Source organism: Mycobacterium sp. EPa45, assembly GCF_001021385.1.
Classification (GTDB): Bacteria; Actinomycetota; Actinomycetes; order Mycobacteriales; family Mycobacteriaceae; genus Mycobacterium.
This window is the reverse complement of sequence record NZ_CP011773.1, coordinates 1,419,333-1,435,068: the sequence shown is the minus strand read 5'-3', so window position 1 is coordinate 1,435,068 and position 15,736 is coordinate 1,419,333. Positions and strand designations below refer to the sequence as shown.

The following is a 15,736-nucleotide window of genomic DNA, read 5'->3' as shown; positions in this document are numbered from 1 at the left end:
ACCTCAGGGATAGGACAGCAGCAGCATGACGCGCCCGTCCCGCGGCGCGACGCCGAACGCATCCGGGTCGAAGCCGTAATACCTGCGCTGGTCGGCGGTGATCTCGTCGATCACCTTGCCGGTCGCCGTCAATCGGCCGTTGCCGGTGTCCTTCATGACGCCGCGGAAGTCGGGTACCGACATCGATTCCGCGAGCAGCAGTGCCTGCCCGCCATTGTCGAGATCGATGAGAATCCCTGCGCCTGCATAGTTGTTGCCGCCACGGCCGGTGCCACGGGGCGCCCAGTACACCGGGTCCGAGGCCGGCCGGCCCTGCACCCTGCGGTAGTCACCGACATGGCTCTGTGCGTCCGCGACGGTCACTTCGGGTAGCGCGGCGATCGTGCGTTTCTCGGCCAGCCACATCCAGCCGAGTGGGACGCAGACGATCCCGTACATCAGGACCATCAGCATCAGCACCGGTTTCCAGGCGATCTCCCAGCTCAACCTTCGCGGCGACACCGGCAGGACCGACAGCTGGTCGTCGAGCTGCTTGCGGCCGAATTTGAAGACGTACCAGGCCAATACCCGCGCCAGCGCCATACAGCCGAGAATGATCAGACCGACGATGCCGGTTATCCGCCAGTAGAAGGTGCTGTCACCCTGGTTCTGGGTGGCCGCGAACATGACCGCGGGAATGGGCGCGGTGAGCAGGAGCAGCAGCGCGTACGACGGGTGGCTGCTCAGGTAGACGTAGTTGACCCGAGCTTGGTTGTTGGCGGCGTAGATCGTGAAGTCGCCGACATCGGCGTGGACTACCGGCGCCCACGAGCCCTGCACAATCCTCGGCTTGACGAGGGAACGCACGAAGAAGAACCCGGCGATCAGGGCGATCACGAGCGCAGCCCAGAAGGTACCGGGCATCGACTCCCCCGTGCCGGGCACTCCGAACGCGCCGTGGATGTCGATGGCCTTGCCGATGAAGAACGCCAGCGGCAACGCGAAAAACAGTTCGAGAAGCCAGATTTGGATCAGCTGCGGGATCCGGGACCCGATGCGGTCGAACGCCAGTACACGCTGCCAGATGAACCGGAGCACGCCCACGACCCTCAGCGGGAAATCGGGGCGGTCGGGGTGAATTCGACGGGCATGGCCTCCAGTCCGCTGACGAAGTTGGCCGGCCGCAGCGGCAGCTCGGCCCTGTCGGCCAGCCGCAGATCCGGCAGCCGCTCCAGCACCCGCCGAGTCATGGCCGTCAACTCCAGGCGAGCCAGCTGGTTGCCCAGGCAGAAGTGGGTGCCGAACCCGAAGCTGACATGGTTGTTGGGATTGCGGTCGATACGGAATACGTCGGGATCACCGAATACCGTTTCGTCGAAGTTCGCCGACTCGAACAGCAGCATGATCTTCTCGCCCTTGTGCAGAGCGGTGCCGTGAAATTCGGTGTCGGCAGTCAACATTCGGCACATGTTCTTGATCGGCGAGGTCCACCGCAGCATCTCCTCCACCGCACCGGGCAGCAGTTCGGGGTCGTCGCGCAACGCCTGCCACTGGTCTGGATGGCGGGTCAGTTCGGCGGTTCCGCCGGAGAGGGTGTGGCGGGTGGTCTCGTCGCCGCCGATGAGGATCAGCAGCGTCTCGGCGAAGATCTGCTCGTCGGTGAGCTGCTGGCCATCGACCTCGGCGGCGATCAGCACGCTGACCAGGTCGTCGGCGGGTTCGCGCCGACGTTCGGCGACGAAGCCCGCCATGAACTCGTTGTACGCGGTCAGCGCGTTCGCCGCCGTGGTGAGCGACTCCTCGGTGGCCACCGAACTCAGTGCGACCACCATGTCGTCGGACCAGCCCAGCAGCGTGTCCCGGTCTTGGGGTGCGACGCCGAGCATGTCGCCGATGACGGCCATCGGCAGCGGTGCGGCGAGGTCGCGGACGAAGTCGCACGAGCCGCGCTCGCAGATCGCGTCGATCAATGTATCGCACAGCGCGTCAATGGATTCCGCTCTGTCTCTGACCCGCTTCCGGGTGAAGCCGGCGTTGACCAGCTTGCGCCGCAGCAGGTGCTCCGGGTCGTCCATGTCGATCATGTGCGGCAACGGCGGTGTGGTGGGCCGGATACCGCCGGTGTTGGAGAACAACTCCGGCTGCCGCTCGGCGTCGATCACCGCCCGGTAGGTCGCCGCGGCGGCCAGTCCGTTGCGGTCGCGAAAGACCGGCTGGTGCGTGCGCATCCAGCGGTAGGCGTCACGCGCCTCATTGCTGGCGTAGAACCGGCCGTCCATCAGATCGACGCCGGCGGTGACGTCCGTGAGCACGACCCAGATCATAGGGCGACGGGCTCAGGCTCCAAGGCGTTTCGCGAGGTCCGGCAGCCATGCCCGATCGGCGGGCACCCAGTCCAGCGAGTCCAGCTCGTCGGAGTTCACCCACCGCAATGCGCGGTGGTCGTGCGGGTGGAGGTCGCCGTCGGCGTGGGTGACGAGATAGGCCCGCAGGATCATTGCCTGGCCAAGGGGAACGTCCGCCCCGAGCCGCTCACCGACGACCACGTCGACGCCGAGTTCTTCGCGTAGCTCCCGCACCAGCGCGTCAGCCTCGGTCTCCCCCGCTGCGACCTTGCCACCCGGCAACTCCCACAGTCCGGCGAGTGCGGGCGGACGCTGTCGCTGGGCCACCAGAAGTGTCGCGCCGGAGATCAGCGCTCCGGCGACAACGATCTGACTCACCCGAGTGAGCTTATGTGGTGGTGGGTTTGGCCTTCACGATGGTCAACTCGTAGTCGTTGCTCTGCCAACCGTTGAGGAACGCCCCGATCGGTACGGCCATGTCCTTGCCGTACGCCGGCCCGCTGTCGTTGAAGTACACCGTGCCGTTGACCAGGTCGACGGCAATCACCACCGCTTCGTGGTTGGCACGGGTGTAATTCGGTGTCGCCGACGTCCGGTAGTCCGGCTGCGTGCTCCAGATGGAGTCGGTGTTGATCGTGACCATGGTGGCGTTGCCTGCGGCCAGCGCCGCCGCCAGATCATTCAGCGCGATCTGGGCGTCGGTGGCGGTGGCGCCGCTGATCCGGTTGCCTGCCTCGTCGTAGACGCCGTATCGCTTGGTGGACGCCGTGACATTGAAGTCGGGATTGGTGTTCATCAGCTGGACCGCGTCCTTGACCGCAACTCCGTTGGCGATGTCCTCGTCGAGGTACATTCGCCTGCCCGGGTAGACGACGCTGGCGGTCGTCTTCGCCAGGGCGACCATGTCGGCCTCTTCCGGCTTGGTACCCGTGACCTGGCCGATGGCCATCGCCGTCGCCATCAGGGTGCAGTTCGAGTAACTCTGCTTGTCCCACCATTCGTCGTTGGCCCGGTCGCCGTAGTAACCCGTGCCCGGCACCGTCACCACGATCTCGCGCTCGACGATGTCGGGTTTGGCCACGCCGAGCCGCACCGCGATGGTGTGCAGCGCCTGCTGCAACATGCCAAGGGCGCCAGGCAGATCCGCCGCCGTTCCATTGTCGACCGTGATCGTGAAGCGGTCGGTGATGCCCGGAGTGACCAACTCGTCTCTGGGCGTGTATCGGTAGGTGCCCGTGGCGGCATCGAAAGTGACGGTGCCGTGCGTCGGTTGCGTGCTCACCCCGTAGGTGACGGCGTAGCCGTTGTTGCTCACCCCGTTGGCGTCCACCCGAATCGTTTTGCCGGAGCCCGAAGGGAGATACCACGTCGGTGACAACGTGGGTGTCTGGTTGAAGAAGATGTAGGTCAGCTGCCGGGACAGGTCACTCCACATCGACTGCAGGGTCTGCAGCGGAGTGGCTGCGGCCGTCGAGTTGGCCACTGCCGCCGCCGAAGCCGCCGCCGAAGCCGGAGCACCCGGGTCGCCGTTGGTTCCGGCAACGCCGTTGGTCCCGCCCTTTCCGGCGGTGCCGCCGGAGGCAGAGCCCCCCCAGCCGCCGTTGGCAGCGTTGCCTGCCGCGCCGCCGTCGCCACCGCCCTGGCCACCATTTCCGCCGTTGCCGCCGTTGCCGCCGACGGCGCCGTTGCCGCTGTTGAAGCCGTTACCACCCGACCCGGCCGCGCCGGCCCATCCGCCGTCGCCCCCGTCACCGCCGCCGACGCCGCCCTGGCCACCATTGCCGCCGAAACCACCGTTGCCGCCGTCACCGCCGGTTCCGCTGGTGAAGCCGCCCAGGCCGCCCCGACCGCCAGCCCGCCGTTGCCGCCGCGGCCGCCGGCCGCGTTCGCACCGCCGGTGCCACCGTCGCCTCCCCGGCCGCCGTAGCCGCCAAGCCCACCGTTGCCGTTCGGATCGGTCGTCCAGCCACCCGACGAGCCCACGCCGCCGTTGCCGCCACGTCCGCCTGCCCCGCTGCGACCGGCGGCGCCATTGGCCGCGACGACGAACAGATACCGGCCGGCTCCACCGGCTCCACCATTGGCACCACCAGCGCCGCCGAATCCGCCGTCACCGCCGTTTCCACCGGCCGCGCCGTCTCCCTCTGCGACGGTGTCAGGCCGTCTGGCGTTACCACCTTGGCCGCCCTGGCCGCCCTGGCCGCCGATGCCGCCGTTGCCTCCACTGCCGAAGACGAAACTCCCGTTGCCTCCATTGCCGCCCTTGCCGCCCGGTCCGCCGTCACCGCCGGGGCCGCCGTCGACATTGGGGGCGAGTACCGGGCTCGTGCCGGGCACCCCGGTCTGCCCGGTGCCGCCGTTGCCGCCGTCGCCGCCCTGACCGAAGACCGACAGCAGTCCGACGCTGCCGCCCGCACCACCGTCGCCGCCCCCGAAGCCGCCGGCGCCGCCCGCACCGCCATTGCCCGACCAGAGTCCTCCGGTGCCACCGCGTCCGCCGTCGCCGCCGTGGTCGCCCGTCGCCCCGTAATAGGGACTCGTCCCGCCGGCACCGCCCGCACCGCCGATGGCAAACACCGAGAACAATCCGCCGCTTCCGCCATCGCCGCCCTTGCCGCCGTTGGTGGATGCGCCGCCGGCGCCACCCGCGCCGCCGTAGCCCCACAGCGACATCAGTCCGGTGTTGCCGCCATGACCGCCGTCGCCGCCCTTGGCGCCCATCGGGATCGCGTTCCCACCCGCGCCGGCCGCACCTCCGTTGCCGAGGTAGAGGCCGCCGCTGCCGCCATCACCGCCCTGACCGCCGGTGCTGCTCACTTCAGCCTCGCCGGCCAGGACGCCACCGGCGCCGCCCTTGCCGCCGTTGCCGAACAGGCCGGCGCTTCCGCCGTTGCCGCCCGCGGTGCCCTGCGCGAACGCCTCGCCGCCGGCTCCGCCTGCTCCGCCGTCACCGGCGATCAAGCCACCGGCACCGCCCCTGCCGCCGCTGGCTGCTTGCAGGCCCGCGCCACCGGCACCACCGTTGCCGAACCAACCCGCCGCGCCGCCGTTCCCCCCGTTGAAACCGGCGCCGCCGTCGCCGAAGATCCCGCCGTTGCCGCCGTGGCAAACCATGCCGCCGGTGCAGGTATCCGCCGTCCACGAGTAGCCGTTGCCGGCGATGATGCCGGCGTTGGGATGGTCGGGGGTTCCGTTACCGAAGAAGAGGCTGATGACGTCATCAGGGGTGGGCAGTGCCACCGCCGAGGCCCTGGGCAGGGTCGCCCGCGCCGCGACCGTCGTTTTCGGGGTGGCCATCGACTGGTCGGCGGCGGGTTCGGTCGGCATCGCCGTCCGCGCGTTCGACGACTTGTTGGCGCTCGCTGCGGTCGGCGACTTCACCCGTACGCTCGGCCGATGCTGGCCGGTGGATCTCGTTGTGGCAGAAGATGATGCAGCGCTGGACGAGGTCGGGCCCTTCCCGCCGGCCGAGCCCGTCGCGTCGGCGGAGGCCGTCGCGGGCGTCGAGGCAAGGGCCGCGCCCACACCCAGAGTGATGGCCGACGCGCCCAGCCAGGCCAGCAGCCTCGCGTCGGGTTTCGCCATACCAAGTCCACCGAACTCCACGGGAAGTGACCTCAACCAGAGCGGCCGCCGCCCGTCGTTGTTCGCGGACATGGCAGTGGAAATCATCAGCGCCCCCGGTCGCTTGTGCGATGTGCTTCGATGCCGGCCCACGCGTCGGCCACGACACGTTGAGCAACCCCGGCAACGTAACACCGCTTACGCCCATGAGTCCCAAAATTGAGACAGATGTCCCTGATTTTTCTCGGACTTCCGAACGCGTTCCTGTCGGTGAAGACTTGTACGCATGCCGTTAACCGACGAAGAAGTGAATGCCGCCGTCACGAATCTCGACGGCTGGGAGCATGCCGACGGCGCGCTGCGCCGATCGGTGAAGTTCCCGTCATTCCTCGAGGGAATCGAGGCCGTGCGCCGGGTCGCCGAACATGCAGAGCGCAGGGACCACCATCCCGACATCGATATCCGCTGGCGCACAGTGACTTTCGCACTCGTCACGCATTCCGAGGGCGGGATCACCGACAAAGATGTGCAGATGGCCGCCGATATCAACGGGTTGCTCGGCGAGGTCTAGCCGCGATCCAGGCCAGCGTCGCCAGGGTTGCGACGATGTAGATCAGCCCGGCCCACGCCAGATACCAGGGCCGGCTGACCTGCCAGATCGTCGGCTGCGCGAAGCTGAGCAGCCAGGGCACCCCGACCAACGTCAGCGCCAGCCAGCCATAGCCAAGCACTCGGGCGCCCAACCGATTTCGCCATGGCCCGTGCAGCAGCCAGATCATCAACGGGACCAACCACACCCAGTGGTGGGTCCATGAGATCGGCGAGATCAACAGGCCGAACAACTGCACCACCAATAGGCAGCCCAGCCGGTCGGAATCCAGGGCCCGCCACGCCAGCAGCGCCAGCACCGCCGTCACCGCGATACCTGCCAGCACCACCGGCCCGTAACCGGCGTCGTGGCCGAGGATGCGCGACATGGCGCCGCGCCACGATTGATTGAACGAGGTTCCGATCGGCCCGACGCGCCGCGCGTCGCCGAGTAGGTCGGTGAAGTAGAAGCGGGCCTGCTGACCGATGATCGCCACCGACAGACCGACGGTGCCGAAGAACACCACCGCGGAAAACACCGCCGTGCCCCAGCGGCGCATCCCCAGGAAGTACAGCCCGGTGACGGCCGGCGTCAGCTTGATCCCGGCCGCCAGGCCGACCAGCAGGCCCGACAGCCACCACCGGCTGCTGTAGGCCGCCCACAGGACGGCGAGCACCAGGATCACGTTGATCTGCCCGTAGTCGAAGTTGCTGCGCAGCGGTTCGAGCCAGATCGCGACGGCGGTCCACAGCATCGCGACGGGGCGACCGCCCGCTGCGGGCGCGCCCAACAGCCGCTGGCTGACCCGGACCACCCCGTAGAGCGCGGCGATGATGCCCAGCTGCCAGCAGAACGCGACCAGCCCGAACGGCAGGGCGTGCAGTGGGTAGAACACGAGGGCCGCGAACGGCGGGTAGGTGAAGGGCAGCGGGAAGTCGGGCGTCTGGTCGGCGTAGACGTAGGAGTACAGCGTGCCGGGATGGTCCAGCGCCCCGGCGCCGCCGAGATAGACGTGAAGGTCTACGAAGTTGGCGCCGTTGGGTGCCAGGTAGGTCCAACCCAACCGCGCGGCCACGCTGACAATCAGCAACACCGGGCCCAGCCAGGCTGACCGCGCCGCCCAGGCCTTGGTGTCCACCGTGCGACTGTAGCGACGCGCCCGATCGGTCCGGGCTCGGAGTGGTCTGCGCATCACACATGACCATCACTGCCGTAACGGTTGAATAAACACCACACGTGTCACTTGAGTAACTCTAGTAACGGACTACCTTCGGGTTAGACCTGCACTCGAGGGATTGGGATGACCATGCCACGTATATCGAAGTTGTTCGCCGCCAACATAATTGGCGCCGCCGGGCTGTGCTCGGTCGCGCTCGCACTCAGCCCGTCGGCCGCCGCCGACCCGGGCGTCTCACCGGCCGTTCCCGGCGTGCCCGCGCTCAACATGCTGCAGCAGCTGGTCACGAACCCAGCGGCCGCCGCAGGGGTGCTGCAGAGCGCCGCGACCGCACTCAGCGGCGCGTCCGCATTGACCGGCGCACCGTCGACGTTGCCGATCTCGCCGATCGGTGGCGCTCCGGCGGCCCCCGCGACGCTGCCGGGCGCCGCGGCGCCGGCCGCCGCTCCGGTGGCTCCGGTGGCTCCGCCTGCATCCGGGAGCATCGCCGGACCGATCATCCCGCTGCTGAACCAGCTCGGCGTGCCCGGCGACCTGGCCAGCCTGACGCCGTCGAACATGCCGTTCCCGGTCAAGGTCGGCGACAGCCTGGCCGTCGGTAACCCAGCCCCCGTGGCCCCCGTGGCCGCCGGGGTCGCCGGACCGGCCGGGGTGCCGCCGGCCAGCAACCCGCCGGTCGCGCCGACCACCCCGGGTGGCGCCGGTCTCGGCCAGCTGCTGCCGCTGTCCGCTCTGCCCTGACCAACCACCACCCGATGAGGGAGTTCACCGTGCCGCAGATCGCCAAGCCGGCTCTTCTGCTGACCACCGCCGCGCTCGTGGCCGCGACCAGCCTGGCATTCAGCCCGGTCGCGGCCGCGGACCCGGCCATCCCGCTGGACCCCGGCCAGCTGCCCGGCCTCGACGCCATGCAGATGCTCGGACCGGTTGTCCAGCAGGCCGCGGGGAACCCCTCATCGGCGCAGTCGCTGCTGCTCGCGGCGGCTTCGCAACTCGCTGGTGGCGCCACCACGCCGGGCGGCTCGGCCGCACTGGCTCAGCAGGTGACCAAGTTCGTGCAGGAGGGCGGGGCCGCCGGACCCTCGGCCGCACTCCCCTCGGCACGCTTCCCCCGCCGCCCAGGCGACCGGCGTCTCCCACGGCACCACGCCGTTGATGACGCCCGGCCCCGGCAATGGCCCCGCCCCCCTGCCTGAACACCTGCCGGCCACCGCAGCAGCCGCTGCGATTCCGGGCACCGAGGCGCATCTGCCCACCGGAATCGACCCGGCGCACGCCGTCGGTCCGGCGCCCGAGGCGCTGCCCGAGGTGCCGACCCCGGTGACCGTGGTGAACCCGGCGGCCCCCCCGTCACCGTCCGCGGCGCCCGCCGGCAACTCGATCAATGTCGCGACGCCGGCACCGGCGCCCGCGCCGGCTGCGGCCCCGAACTACGATCCGGCGACGCCGCCCACGCAAGATTTCATGTATCCGTCGATCAGCAACGGCTGCCTCAAGGACGGCGGCAATGTGATCGCGACCGCGATCTCCGTCGCCGGTCCGGCGAAGATCCCGACGCCGGGACCGGCCGCCGGGCAGACCGCCTACGTCTTCACCGCGGTGGGCACGCCCGCCCCGGCCGCGGAGCAGAAACTGCCGCTCAACGTCACCTGGGTGAACCTGACGACCGGCAAGTCCGGCAGCGCCACGCTCAAGCCCAACCCCGATATGAACTCCGCGGGCCCGACCACGCTGATGGCCATCGCCGACACCGGCTCGGGCAGCATCATGTCGACGATCTTCGGCCAGGTGACCACCATGGACAAGCAGTGCACCTTCATGCCGACGATCGGTTCGACCGTCGTGCCCTAGGGCTCGAAAAGCCGCGCTAGGGTTGGGAAATCGAAATCCCAAACCCTAGGGGGTTCGGCATGGAGACACTCGACGCCTTGGACGCGATGATGCTGACGGCCGAGCTGGTCTCCAGCCCGATGCACGTGGCGGTGGCGCTGATCATGAGCCCACCCGATGGCACCACGGGCGCGGCCTTCATGGACGAGATGTACGAGCAGGGGATGACCGCCCCAGATCCCGTGGACCCGCGCCTGCGCCGGCGCCCGCATCGCGGGGTGGACACCGGCGGCCTGTGGGTGTGGCGCGATGTGGCCGATCTCGACCTGAGCCGGCATCTGCACCGGCTGACATTGCCGCGCGGCTCCAGCGTCAAGGACCTGTGGGCGCTGGTGTCGGAGTTGCATGCCGAGCCCCTCGACCGGTCCGTACCGATGTGGATGGCGTATCTGATCGACGGCCTCGATGACGACCGGTGCGCCCTCTACATCAAAGTGCATCACATCGTCGTCGACGGTGTCGCGGGCCTGCAGATGATCAGCCACTCGCTGACCGAGGATCCGGATCGACGCGGGATGCCGCCGTTCTATGCCACCGCCGAGCCCGACGAACCCCCGAAACGCCGGAGCCTCAACCCGTTATCGGTAGTACGTGACGTCGCCGGCGTCGCGGCGTCCGGACTGAGCCTGGCCCGCCACGCCGCCGCAGCTGAGCTCGCGAACATCGTCGGCGGACTGACCACCTCCACGGTCGCGACGCCGTTCGGTGCGCCGCAGACCAGGTTCAACACCAAACTGGGCCCGTATCGGGTGTTCGCCGCAACAAGCTTGGATCGCAAGCGAATTCGAGCCATCCAGGATGCCGCCGATGTCACCGGCAATGACGTGGTGACGGCGTTGGTCACCGGTGTGCTGCGGGCCTGGCTGACCAAACAGGACGAACTGCCCGACCAGTCCCTGGTGGCGTTGTGTCCGGTGACGGTACGCGCACGCGAGGCAGCGGGAGACGACGGGCACGGTAATCAATTCGGCCTCGGGATGTGTCCGCTGCCCACCGCTGTCGAGGACCCGGCCGAGCGGCTGAGCCTGGTCCACTACGCGATGTCGAACGTGAAGCATCAGGTCGCCGCCAACGGCCCCGGCGCGATGCTGCTGGTGCTGATGCCGGCCGTCCTGCCGACGACGCTTTCGCCCATGCTGCCGTTCGGCTCACGGGTGAAGCCGAGCTACAACCTGCCGATCTCCAACGTGCCTGGCCCGCCGAAGCCGAGTTACTTCAACGGCGCCAGCGTCGACGAGATCTATCCCGTGTCAGTGGTGTACGACGGGATGGCGCTCAACGTGACGCTGTGCTCCTACGCCGACCAGATCGGCGTGGGCTACATCGCCGACCGAGACGTGATGGCCGACGTGGACGACCTCGTTCCGCTGACCGAAACCGCTCTCGCGGAACTCGAGGCCGCCGTCGGGGTGGCTCAATAGGCCATGAACAGGATTTCGTCCCGGCCGTAGTCCATGCCCGGGTGAGCCGCCGCCAGGTGCTGCTTGGTCAGATCGACGAGCTCGTCCTCGTCCTTGGCGCTGATCGCCTCGCCACACGGACAATTGATGTGCGTCTTCATGGTTCCTCCGTTATCCAGCCTTCGCCGCCGAGCCTATGACTCAGGCCTTCGCCTTCGCGGCAGCTTTCATCTTCTTCTTGTACGCCCTGACTTCCTCCAGCGACCCCTTGTCGACCACATCGGCGATCGACATGTGGGTGCCGGCCCTGCCGTAGTCACCGGCCGCCTCGCGCCATCCCTTGGGCGTGACGCCGTACTGCTTGCCCAGCAGGGCCAGGAAGATCTTGGCTTTCTGCTCGCCGAAGCCGGGCAGAGCCTTGAGCCGGCGCAGCACCTCGGCGCCGTCGGGGTCACCGTCGAGCCACAGTTGGGCGGCGTCGCCGTCGTAGCGGTCGACGATCTCGCGGGCCAGATCCTGCACCCGCTTGGCCATCGAGCCCGGAAAGCGATGCACGGCAGGCGTTTTGGAGAACTGCTCGGTGAACTGCTCGGGGTCGCAGTCGGCGATCAGCCGGGGGTCGATCCCACCGATCCGCTCGACGATCTTGCGCGGCCCGGCGAACGCGGTCTCCATCGGGATCTGCTGATCGAGAAGCATCCCGGTGAGCAAGGCGAACGGATCCTCACTCAACAGGTCGTCAGACGCGGGATCTCCGGTGAGCTTCAGTCTCGCCATGAGCGACAGTCTAGGACGCCTCTCGCGAGATCCCCGTCTGTTCACCTGCAACCCCTAGGCTGTGACCCAGCTCTCAACGTCCTGTGAACCTGAGCTGAGGAGTACGCGGTGTCCACGACCGACCGAACGCCCCCCGAGACCGAACCGAGCGGTGCCCAGTATCTGGCCGTGCAGGCCAGCCCAGAGTTCCAGGAGCTGCGCAGCACCCTGCGCCGCTTCGTCTTCCCCACGACCGCGTTCTTCCTGATCTGGTACGCCACGTACGTCCTGCTGGGCGCGTTCGCCCACGACTTCATGGCCATCAAGGTGTGGGGCAACATCAACCTGGGCCTGCTCATCGGGCTTGGCCAATTCCTGACGACGTTCCTCATCACCTGGCTGTACGTGCGGTTCGCCAACCGCGAACTGGACCCGCGCGCCGAGGCGATCCGCGCCGAGATGGAAGGCACCGTCGCATGACCACCACCGTGCTCGCCGAGGCCGCCCGGATCGGCAACCCGGCCGTCAACATCAGCATCTTCGTCGCCTTCGTGCTCATCACGCTCTTCATCGTGATCCGCGCCGGCCGCACCAACACCAACGCCACCGAGTTCTTCACCGCCGGTCATGCGTTCTCCGGGCCGCAGAACGGCATCGCCATCGCCGGCGACTACCTCTCGGCGGCAAGCTTTCTCGGCATCGCCGGCGCCATCGCGGTGTACGGCTACGACGGTTTCCTCTACTCCATCGGCTTCCTGGTCGCCTGGTTGGTAGCGCTGCTGCTGGTGGCCGAATTGCTGCGCAACACAGGCAAATTCACGATGGCCGACGTGCTGAGCTTCCGGCTGCGGCAACGGCCGGTACGGGTGGCCGCGGCCACCTCGACGCTGACGGTGTCGCTGTTCTACCTGCTGGCGCAGATGGCCGGCGCCGGCGGCCTGGTCGCTCTGCTGCTCGACGTCCACGGCCGCGCCGCCCAGTCCGCCGTGATCGCGGTGGTCGGCGTGCTGATGATCGTCTACGTCCTGGTCGGCGGCATGAAGGGCACCACCTGGGTGCAGATCATCAAGGCCGTGCTGCTGATCGCGGGCGCGGCGGTGATGACGGTGCTGGTACTGGCGAAATTCGGGCTGAACTTCTCTGAGATCCTCGGTTCGGCGCAGCGCATGGTGCACGAGGCCACCACCAAGGGCGTCGCCAGCCGCGACGTGCTCGCTCCGGGTGCGCAGTACGGCGCCAACACCACGTCCAAGATCAACCTGCTGTCGCTGGGTCTCGCGCTGGTGCTGGGCACCGCCGGCCTGCCGCACGTGCTGATGCGCTTCTACACGGTGCCCACCGCGAAAGAGGCGCGCCGGTCGGTGGTTTGGGCGATCGGACTGATCGGTGCCTTCTACCTGTTCACCCTGGCCCTGGGATACGGCGCGGCCGCCCTGGTCGGACCGGACAAGATCTTGTCGGCGCCGGGCGGACAGAACTCGGCCGCACCGCTGCTGGCCTTCCAACTCGGCGGGGTGGTCCTCCTCGGCATCATCTCGGCGGTCGCCTTCGCCACCATCCTTGCGGTGGTCGCCGGCCTGACGATCACGGCCTCGGCGTCCTTCGCCCACGACGTCTACGCCAGCGTGCTCAAAAGCCACAAGGTGACCGAGAACGAGCAGGTGCGGGTCTCCCGGATCACCGCGGTGGTGCTCGGTGTCGCCGCGATCGGGCTGGGCATCCTGGCCAACGGCCAAAACGTGGCGTTCCTTGTGGCACTCGCGTTCGCGGTGGCCGCCTCGGCCAACCTGCCGACGATCGTGTACTCCCTGTACTGGCGGCGGTTCAACACCCGCGGGGCGCTGTGGAGCATGTACGGCGGCCTGATCAGCTGCCTGGTGCTGATCGTCTTCTCCCCCGCGGTGTCCGGCAGCAAGACCGCGATGATCCCCGGCGCAAACTTCGACTGGTTCCCACTGGCCAACCCGGGCATCGTGTCGATCCCGCTGGGGTTCCTGCTCGGCATCATCGGAACGCTGAGTTCATCAGACACCGGCGACCCCGAGATCAATGCCGAGATGGAGGTGCGCTCGTTGACCGGCGTGGGCGCCGAAAAAGCCGTCCGCCACTGAGGCGCCGACGATATTGAGGTGAGAATCTCGCCGCAGGCGGGAATGGTGTGGGTGTGCCGACGACGTTGACTCACCTATGACCCCCGGTCGAGGTTTCGCCTTCGCGCTCTTGGCGTACGCGTTCGCCGCGATCATGGTGGGCACCACGCTGCCCACCCCGCTGTATGCGCTGTACTCGGACCAGATGCACTTCGCGGTGTTGACGACGACGGTCATCTACGCCACCTATGCCGGTGGGGTGCTGTTCGCGCTGCTGGTGTTCGGCCGATGGTCGGACGCCGTCGGCCGACGCCCGGTTCTCCTGGCCGGTGTCGGCTGCGCGATGGTCAGTGCCGCGGTGTTCCTGGTGGCCGATTCGGTGCCCGAGCTTCTGGTCGGACGGGTGCTGTCGGGCTTGTCGGCCGGTATCTTCACCGGCACCGCTACCGCCGCGGTCATCGAGGCCGCGCCGGAGAGCTGGAAGACCCGCGCGGCGGCGGTCGCCACGATCGCCAATATGGGCGGCCTCGGCAGCGGCCCGGTACTGGCCGGCGTGCTCGCGCAATACGCGCCGAGCCCGTTGAAGCTCACCTACATCGTGCACATCGCGCTCATGGTGCTGGCCGCGATCGCGATCCTGCTGGTGCCGGAAACCTCGAGCCGCACCGGAAAGCTCGGGCTGCAACGGCTTTCGGTGCCGCCTGAGGTACGGTCGGTGTTCATCACCGCCTCGCTGGCCGCTTTCGCCGGTTTCGCCGTCACGGGCCTGTTCACCTCGGTGGCGCCCTCGCTGCTGACCAACATCATCGGAATCGGGAACCATGCGCTTGCCGGCTTGATGGCCGGCTCCATTTTCGGCGCCTCGGCGATCGCCCAGATCGCCGGCACCCGCATCCCTCCGCAACGCGCAGTCGCGCTGGGTTGCGCGATCCTGACGGTCGGGATGGGCATTCTCGTTGTCGCACTGCACTATTCGTCACTGATCGGATTGATCATCGCTGCTGTGGTGGCCGGTATCGGTCAGGGCATCAGCTTCAGCCGCGGCTTGGCCGCAGTCGCCGAACTGACCCCTGCGGAGCGGCGCGCCGAGGTCAGCTCGACGTATTTCGTGGTGGCCTATATCGCGATCTCGATCCCGGTGATCGGCGAGGGATTCGCTGCGCAGGCGTGGGGGCTTCGCACCGGCGGCACCGTGTTCGCGATCGGAGTCGGGGTGCTCGCGCTGGTTTGCCTGGGGGCAATCCTTCGGCAGGAATCACGCCCTGCGGCAGAACTTTCCGAGCAAGCCGCGGGTTAGCCGCTCTTGCGGCGGAATTCCCGCCGATTCCCAGCCGCCCCGTGCGAACGCGAGTGCTTGTTGCCGGCGTCGGTGTGCGCGGAGCCACTGGCCGATTTTGCCTTCTTGCGTTCCAGTGCCTCGCGGAACTTCTGCTTGGTGTCGTCCTGCGATTCGGACTCTGAGTCGGCCATGCTGGTCAGACTAACGTGACGGCAGGCAATTCAGCGGATCCCGGGCGGCATCCCGTAGACGTGGGAGATCGGCAGCTTCAGCAGCACCCGGCGATCGGTGACCATGGCGCGGCGGTAGTCGTCCCAGTCCGGGTGCTCACCGGCGACGTTGCGATACAGCGCGATGAGCGCCTCGACGGTGTCGTCGGTCGGGTCCGCCGCCGGTGGGCTGAGGATCGCGTTGCCCTCGGCGACCGCATATGACCAGCCGTCGTCCGACGAGACCAGGATCGAGGCCCGCGGATCACGACGCAGGTTGCGCGTCTTGGCGCGCGGTTCGGTGATCGATACTTCGACGACGAGGTTGCGCGGCTCGAAGTGATACGTCACGTTGGACAGCTGTGGGCGGCCGTCACGTTTGATGGTCGCGAGCACGCCCAGTTTGTTGCCCGCGATCACCGCCAATAGCTTGTCGTCGAACACCTGACGGGACATCC

16 protein-coding genes and 1 pseudogene are annotated in these 15,736 nt (G+C 68.1%); 7 read left to right on the top strand and 10 right to left on the bottom strand.

Annotated features, from left to right (window positions below; genetic code table 11):
- Positions 1–3 precede the first annotated feature (3 nt).
- From AB431_RS06760 to AB431_RS31470, 5 genes are read right to left on the bottom strand one after another with little or no spacing between them, the layout of a single operon-like run.
- On the bottom strand, positions 4–1,077 hold the full coding sequence (locus AB431_RS06760; RefSeq protein ID WP_235435843.1) for a hypothetical protein: 1,074 nt from the start codon (positions 1,075–1,077) through the stop codon (positions 4–6).
- Positions 1,078–1,088: 11 nt separating this feature from the next.
- Positions 1,089–2,303 carry a cytochrome P450 gene (locus AB431_RS06755; RefSeq protein ID WP_047329281.1) on the bottom strand — a complete coding sequence of 405 codons (1,215 nt, stop codon included), beginning with the start codon at positions 2,301–2,303 and terminating at the stop codon, positions 1,089–1,091.
- Between the two features lie 12 nt (positions 2,304–2,315).
- On the bottom strand, positions 2,316–2,702 hold the full coding sequence (locus tag AB431_RS06750; RefSeq protein ID WP_047329280.1) for a (deoxy)nucleoside triphosphate pyrophosphohydrolase: 387 nt from the start codon (positions 2,700–2,702) through the stop codon (positions 2,316–2,318).
- Positions 2,703–2,712: 10 nt separating this feature from the next.
- The gene (locus AB431_RS29475) at positions 2,713–3,807 is read right to left on the bottom strand and encodes an Ig-like domain-containing protein (RefSeq protein ID WP_052960222.1); all 1,095 of its coding nucleotides are present in this window, start codon (positions 3,805–3,807) and stop codon (positions 2,713–2,715) included.
- The gene (locus AB431_RS31470; RefSeq protein ID WP_158423523.1) at positions 3,732–5,909 is read right to left on the bottom strand and encodes a PE family protein; all 2,178 of its coding nucleotides are present in this window, start codon (positions 5,907–5,909) and stop codon (positions 3,732–3,734) included. Before AB431_RS31470 ends, AB431_RS29475 begins: the two co-directional genes overlap by 76 nt.
- Positions 5,910–6,174: 265 nt before the next feature.
- Between AB431_RS31470 and AB431_RS06740 the strand changes: the two genes are divergently transcribed.
- On the top strand, positions 6,175–6,459 hold the full coding sequence (locus AB431_RS06740) for a 4a-hydroxytetrahydrobiopterin dehydratase (RefSeq protein ID WP_047329279.1): 285 nt from the start codon (positions 6,175–6,177) through the stop codon (positions 6,457–6,459).
- On the opposite strand, the gene AB431_RS06735 is transcribed toward AB431_RS06740, so the two are convergent.
- Positions 6,434–7,669: a mannosyltransferase gene (locus AB431_RS06735; protein ID WP_082135574.1), complete on the bottom strand. Its 1,236-nt coding sequence runs from the start codon at positions 7,667–7,669 to the stop codon at positions 6,434–6,436. The two genes, AB431_RS06740 and AB431_RS06735, sit on opposite strands and share 26 nt — an antisense overlap.
- A gap of 108 nt (positions 7,670–7,777) precedes the next feature.
- Between AB431_RS06735 and AB431_RS06730 the strand changes: the two genes are divergently transcribed.
- The 3 genes and pseudogenes from AB431_RS06730 to AB431_RS06715 all read left to right on the top strand — a co-directional run bounded on the left by AB431_RS06730 (position 7,778) and on the right by AB431_RS06715 (position 10,965).
- Positions 7,778–8,395: a hypothetical protein gene (locus tag AB431_RS06730; protein WP_144418208.1), complete on the top strand. Its 618-nt coding sequence runs from the start codon at positions 7,778–7,780 to the stop codon at positions 8,393–8,395.
- Positions 8,396–8,409: 14 nt separating this feature from the next.
- Positions 8,410–9,505, top strand: a pseudogene (locus AB431_RS29470) (hypothetical protein).
- A gap of 59 nt (positions 9,506–9,564) precedes the next feature.
- Positions 9,565–10,965, top strand: a complete 1,401-nt coding sequence (locus AB431_RS06715) for a wax ester/triacylglycerol synthase family O-acyltransferase (protein WP_047329277.1) — start codon at positions 9,565–9,567, stop codon at positions 10,963–10,965.
- Here the strand turns inward: AB431_RS06715 and AB431_RS29860 are convergent.
- Entirely contained in the window at positions 10,959–11,105 is a 147-nt protein-coding gene (locus AB431_RS29860; RefSeq protein WP_005147085.1) for a hypothetical protein, read from the bottom strand. The genes AB431_RS06715 and AB431_RS29860 overlap by 7 nt on opposite strands.
- A 40-nt stretch (positions 11,106–11,145) precedes the next feature.
- On the bottom strand, positions 11,146–11,721 hold the full coding sequence (locus tag AB431_RS06710) for an HhH-GPD-type base excision DNA repair protein (protein WP_047329276.1): 576 nt from the start codon (positions 11,719–11,721) through the stop codon (positions 11,146–11,148).
- A gap of 108 nt (positions 11,722–11,829) precedes the next feature.
- Between AB431_RS06710 and AB431_RS06705 the strand changes: the two genes are divergently transcribed.
- From AB431_RS06705 to AB431_RS06695, 3 genes are all read left to right on the top strand, one after another.
- On the top strand, positions 11,830–12,180 hold the full coding sequence (locus AB431_RS06705; protein WP_047329275.1) for a DUF485 domain-containing protein: 351 nt from the start codon (positions 11,830–11,832) through the stop codon (positions 12,178–12,180).
- Positions 12,177–13,811, top strand: coding sequence for a cation acetate symporter (locus tag AB431_RS06700; protein WP_047329274.1), 1,635 nt, complete (start codon positions 12,177–12,179; stop codon positions 13,809–13,811). The genes AB431_RS06705 and AB431_RS06700 overlap by 4 nt, the downstream gene beginning before the upstream one ends.
- 76 nt (positions 13,812–13,887) lie before the next feature.
- On the top strand, positions 13,888–15,087 hold the full coding sequence (locus AB431_RS06695; protein ID WP_047329273.1) for an MFS transporter: 1,200 nt from the start codon (positions 13,888–13,890) through the stop codon (positions 15,085–15,087).
- Here AB431_RS06695 and AB431_RS30760 read toward each other — a convergent pair.
- Together AB431_RS30760 and AB431_RS06690 are read right to left on the bottom strand one after the other, a co-directional pair.
- A complete protein-coding gene (locus AB431_RS30760) occupies positions 15,084–15,260 on the bottom strand; it encodes a DUF5302 domain-containing protein (protein ID WP_158423522.1) in 177 nt (58 codons plus the stop codon). The genes AB431_RS06695 and AB431_RS30760 overlap by 4 nt on opposite strands.
- Before the next feature lie 30 nt (positions 15,261–15,290).
- On the bottom strand, positions 15,291–15,734 hold the full coding sequence (locus AB431_RS06690; RefSeq protein WP_047329272.1) for a PPOX class F420-dependent oxidoreductase: 444 nt from the start codon (positions 15,732–15,734) through the stop codon (positions 15,291–15,293).
- Between the last annotated feature and the right edge of the window lie 2 nt (positions 15,735–15,736).

Excerpts from the sequence above, each read along its gene's own strand:
- AB431_RS06730 (WP_144418208.1), top strand. The coding sequence starts at position 7,778 with ATGACCATGCCACGTATATCGAAGTTGTTCGCCGCCAACATAATTGGC.
- AB431_RS30760 (WP_158423522.1), bottom strand. The coding sequence starts at position 15,260 with ATGGCCGACTCAGAGTCCGAATCGCAGGACGACACCAAGCAGAAGTTC.
- AB431_RS06715 (WP_047329277.1), top strand. The coding sequence starts at position 9,565 with ATGGAGACACTCGACGCCTTGGACGCGATGATGCTGACGGCCGAGCTG.
- AB431_RS06700 (WP_047329274.1), top strand. The coding sequence starts at position 12,177 with ATGACCACCACCGTGCTCGCCGAGGCCGCCCGGATCGGCAACCCGGCC.
- AB431_RS06755 (WP_047329281.1), bottom strand. The coding sequence starts at position 2,303 with ATGATCTGGGTCGTGCTCACGGACGTCACCGCCGGCGTCGATCTGATG.
- AB431_RS06735 (WP_082135574.1), bottom strand. The coding sequence starts at position 7,669 with ATGCGCAGACCACTCCGAGCCCGGACCGATCGGGCGCGTCGCTACAGT.
- AB431_RS06740 (WP_047329279.1), top strand. The coding sequence starts at position 6,175 with ATGCCGTTAACCGACGAAGAAGTGAATGCCGCCGTCACGAATCTCGAC.
- AB431_RS06710 (WP_047329276.1), bottom strand. The coding sequence starts at position 11,721 with ATGGCGAGACTGAAGCTCACCGGAGATCCCGCGTCTGACGACCTGTTG.
- AB431_RS31470 (WP_158423523.1), bottom strand. The coding sequence starts at position 5,909 with ATGGCGAAACCCGACGCGAGGCTGCTGGCCTGGCTGGGCGCGTCGGCC.
- AB431_RS06695 (WP_047329273.1), top strand. The coding sequence starts at position 13,888 with ATGACCCCCGGTCGAGGTTTCGCCTTCGCGCTCTTGGCGTACGCGTTC.
- AB431_RS06690 (WP_047329272.1), bottom strand. The coding sequence starts at position 15,734 with ATGTCCCGTCAGGTGTTCGACGACAAGCTATTGGCGGTGATCGCGGGC.
- AB431_RS29860 (WP_005147085.1), bottom strand. The coding sequence starts at position 11,105 with ATGAAGACGCACATCAATTGTCCGTGTGGCGAGGCGATCAGCGCCAAG.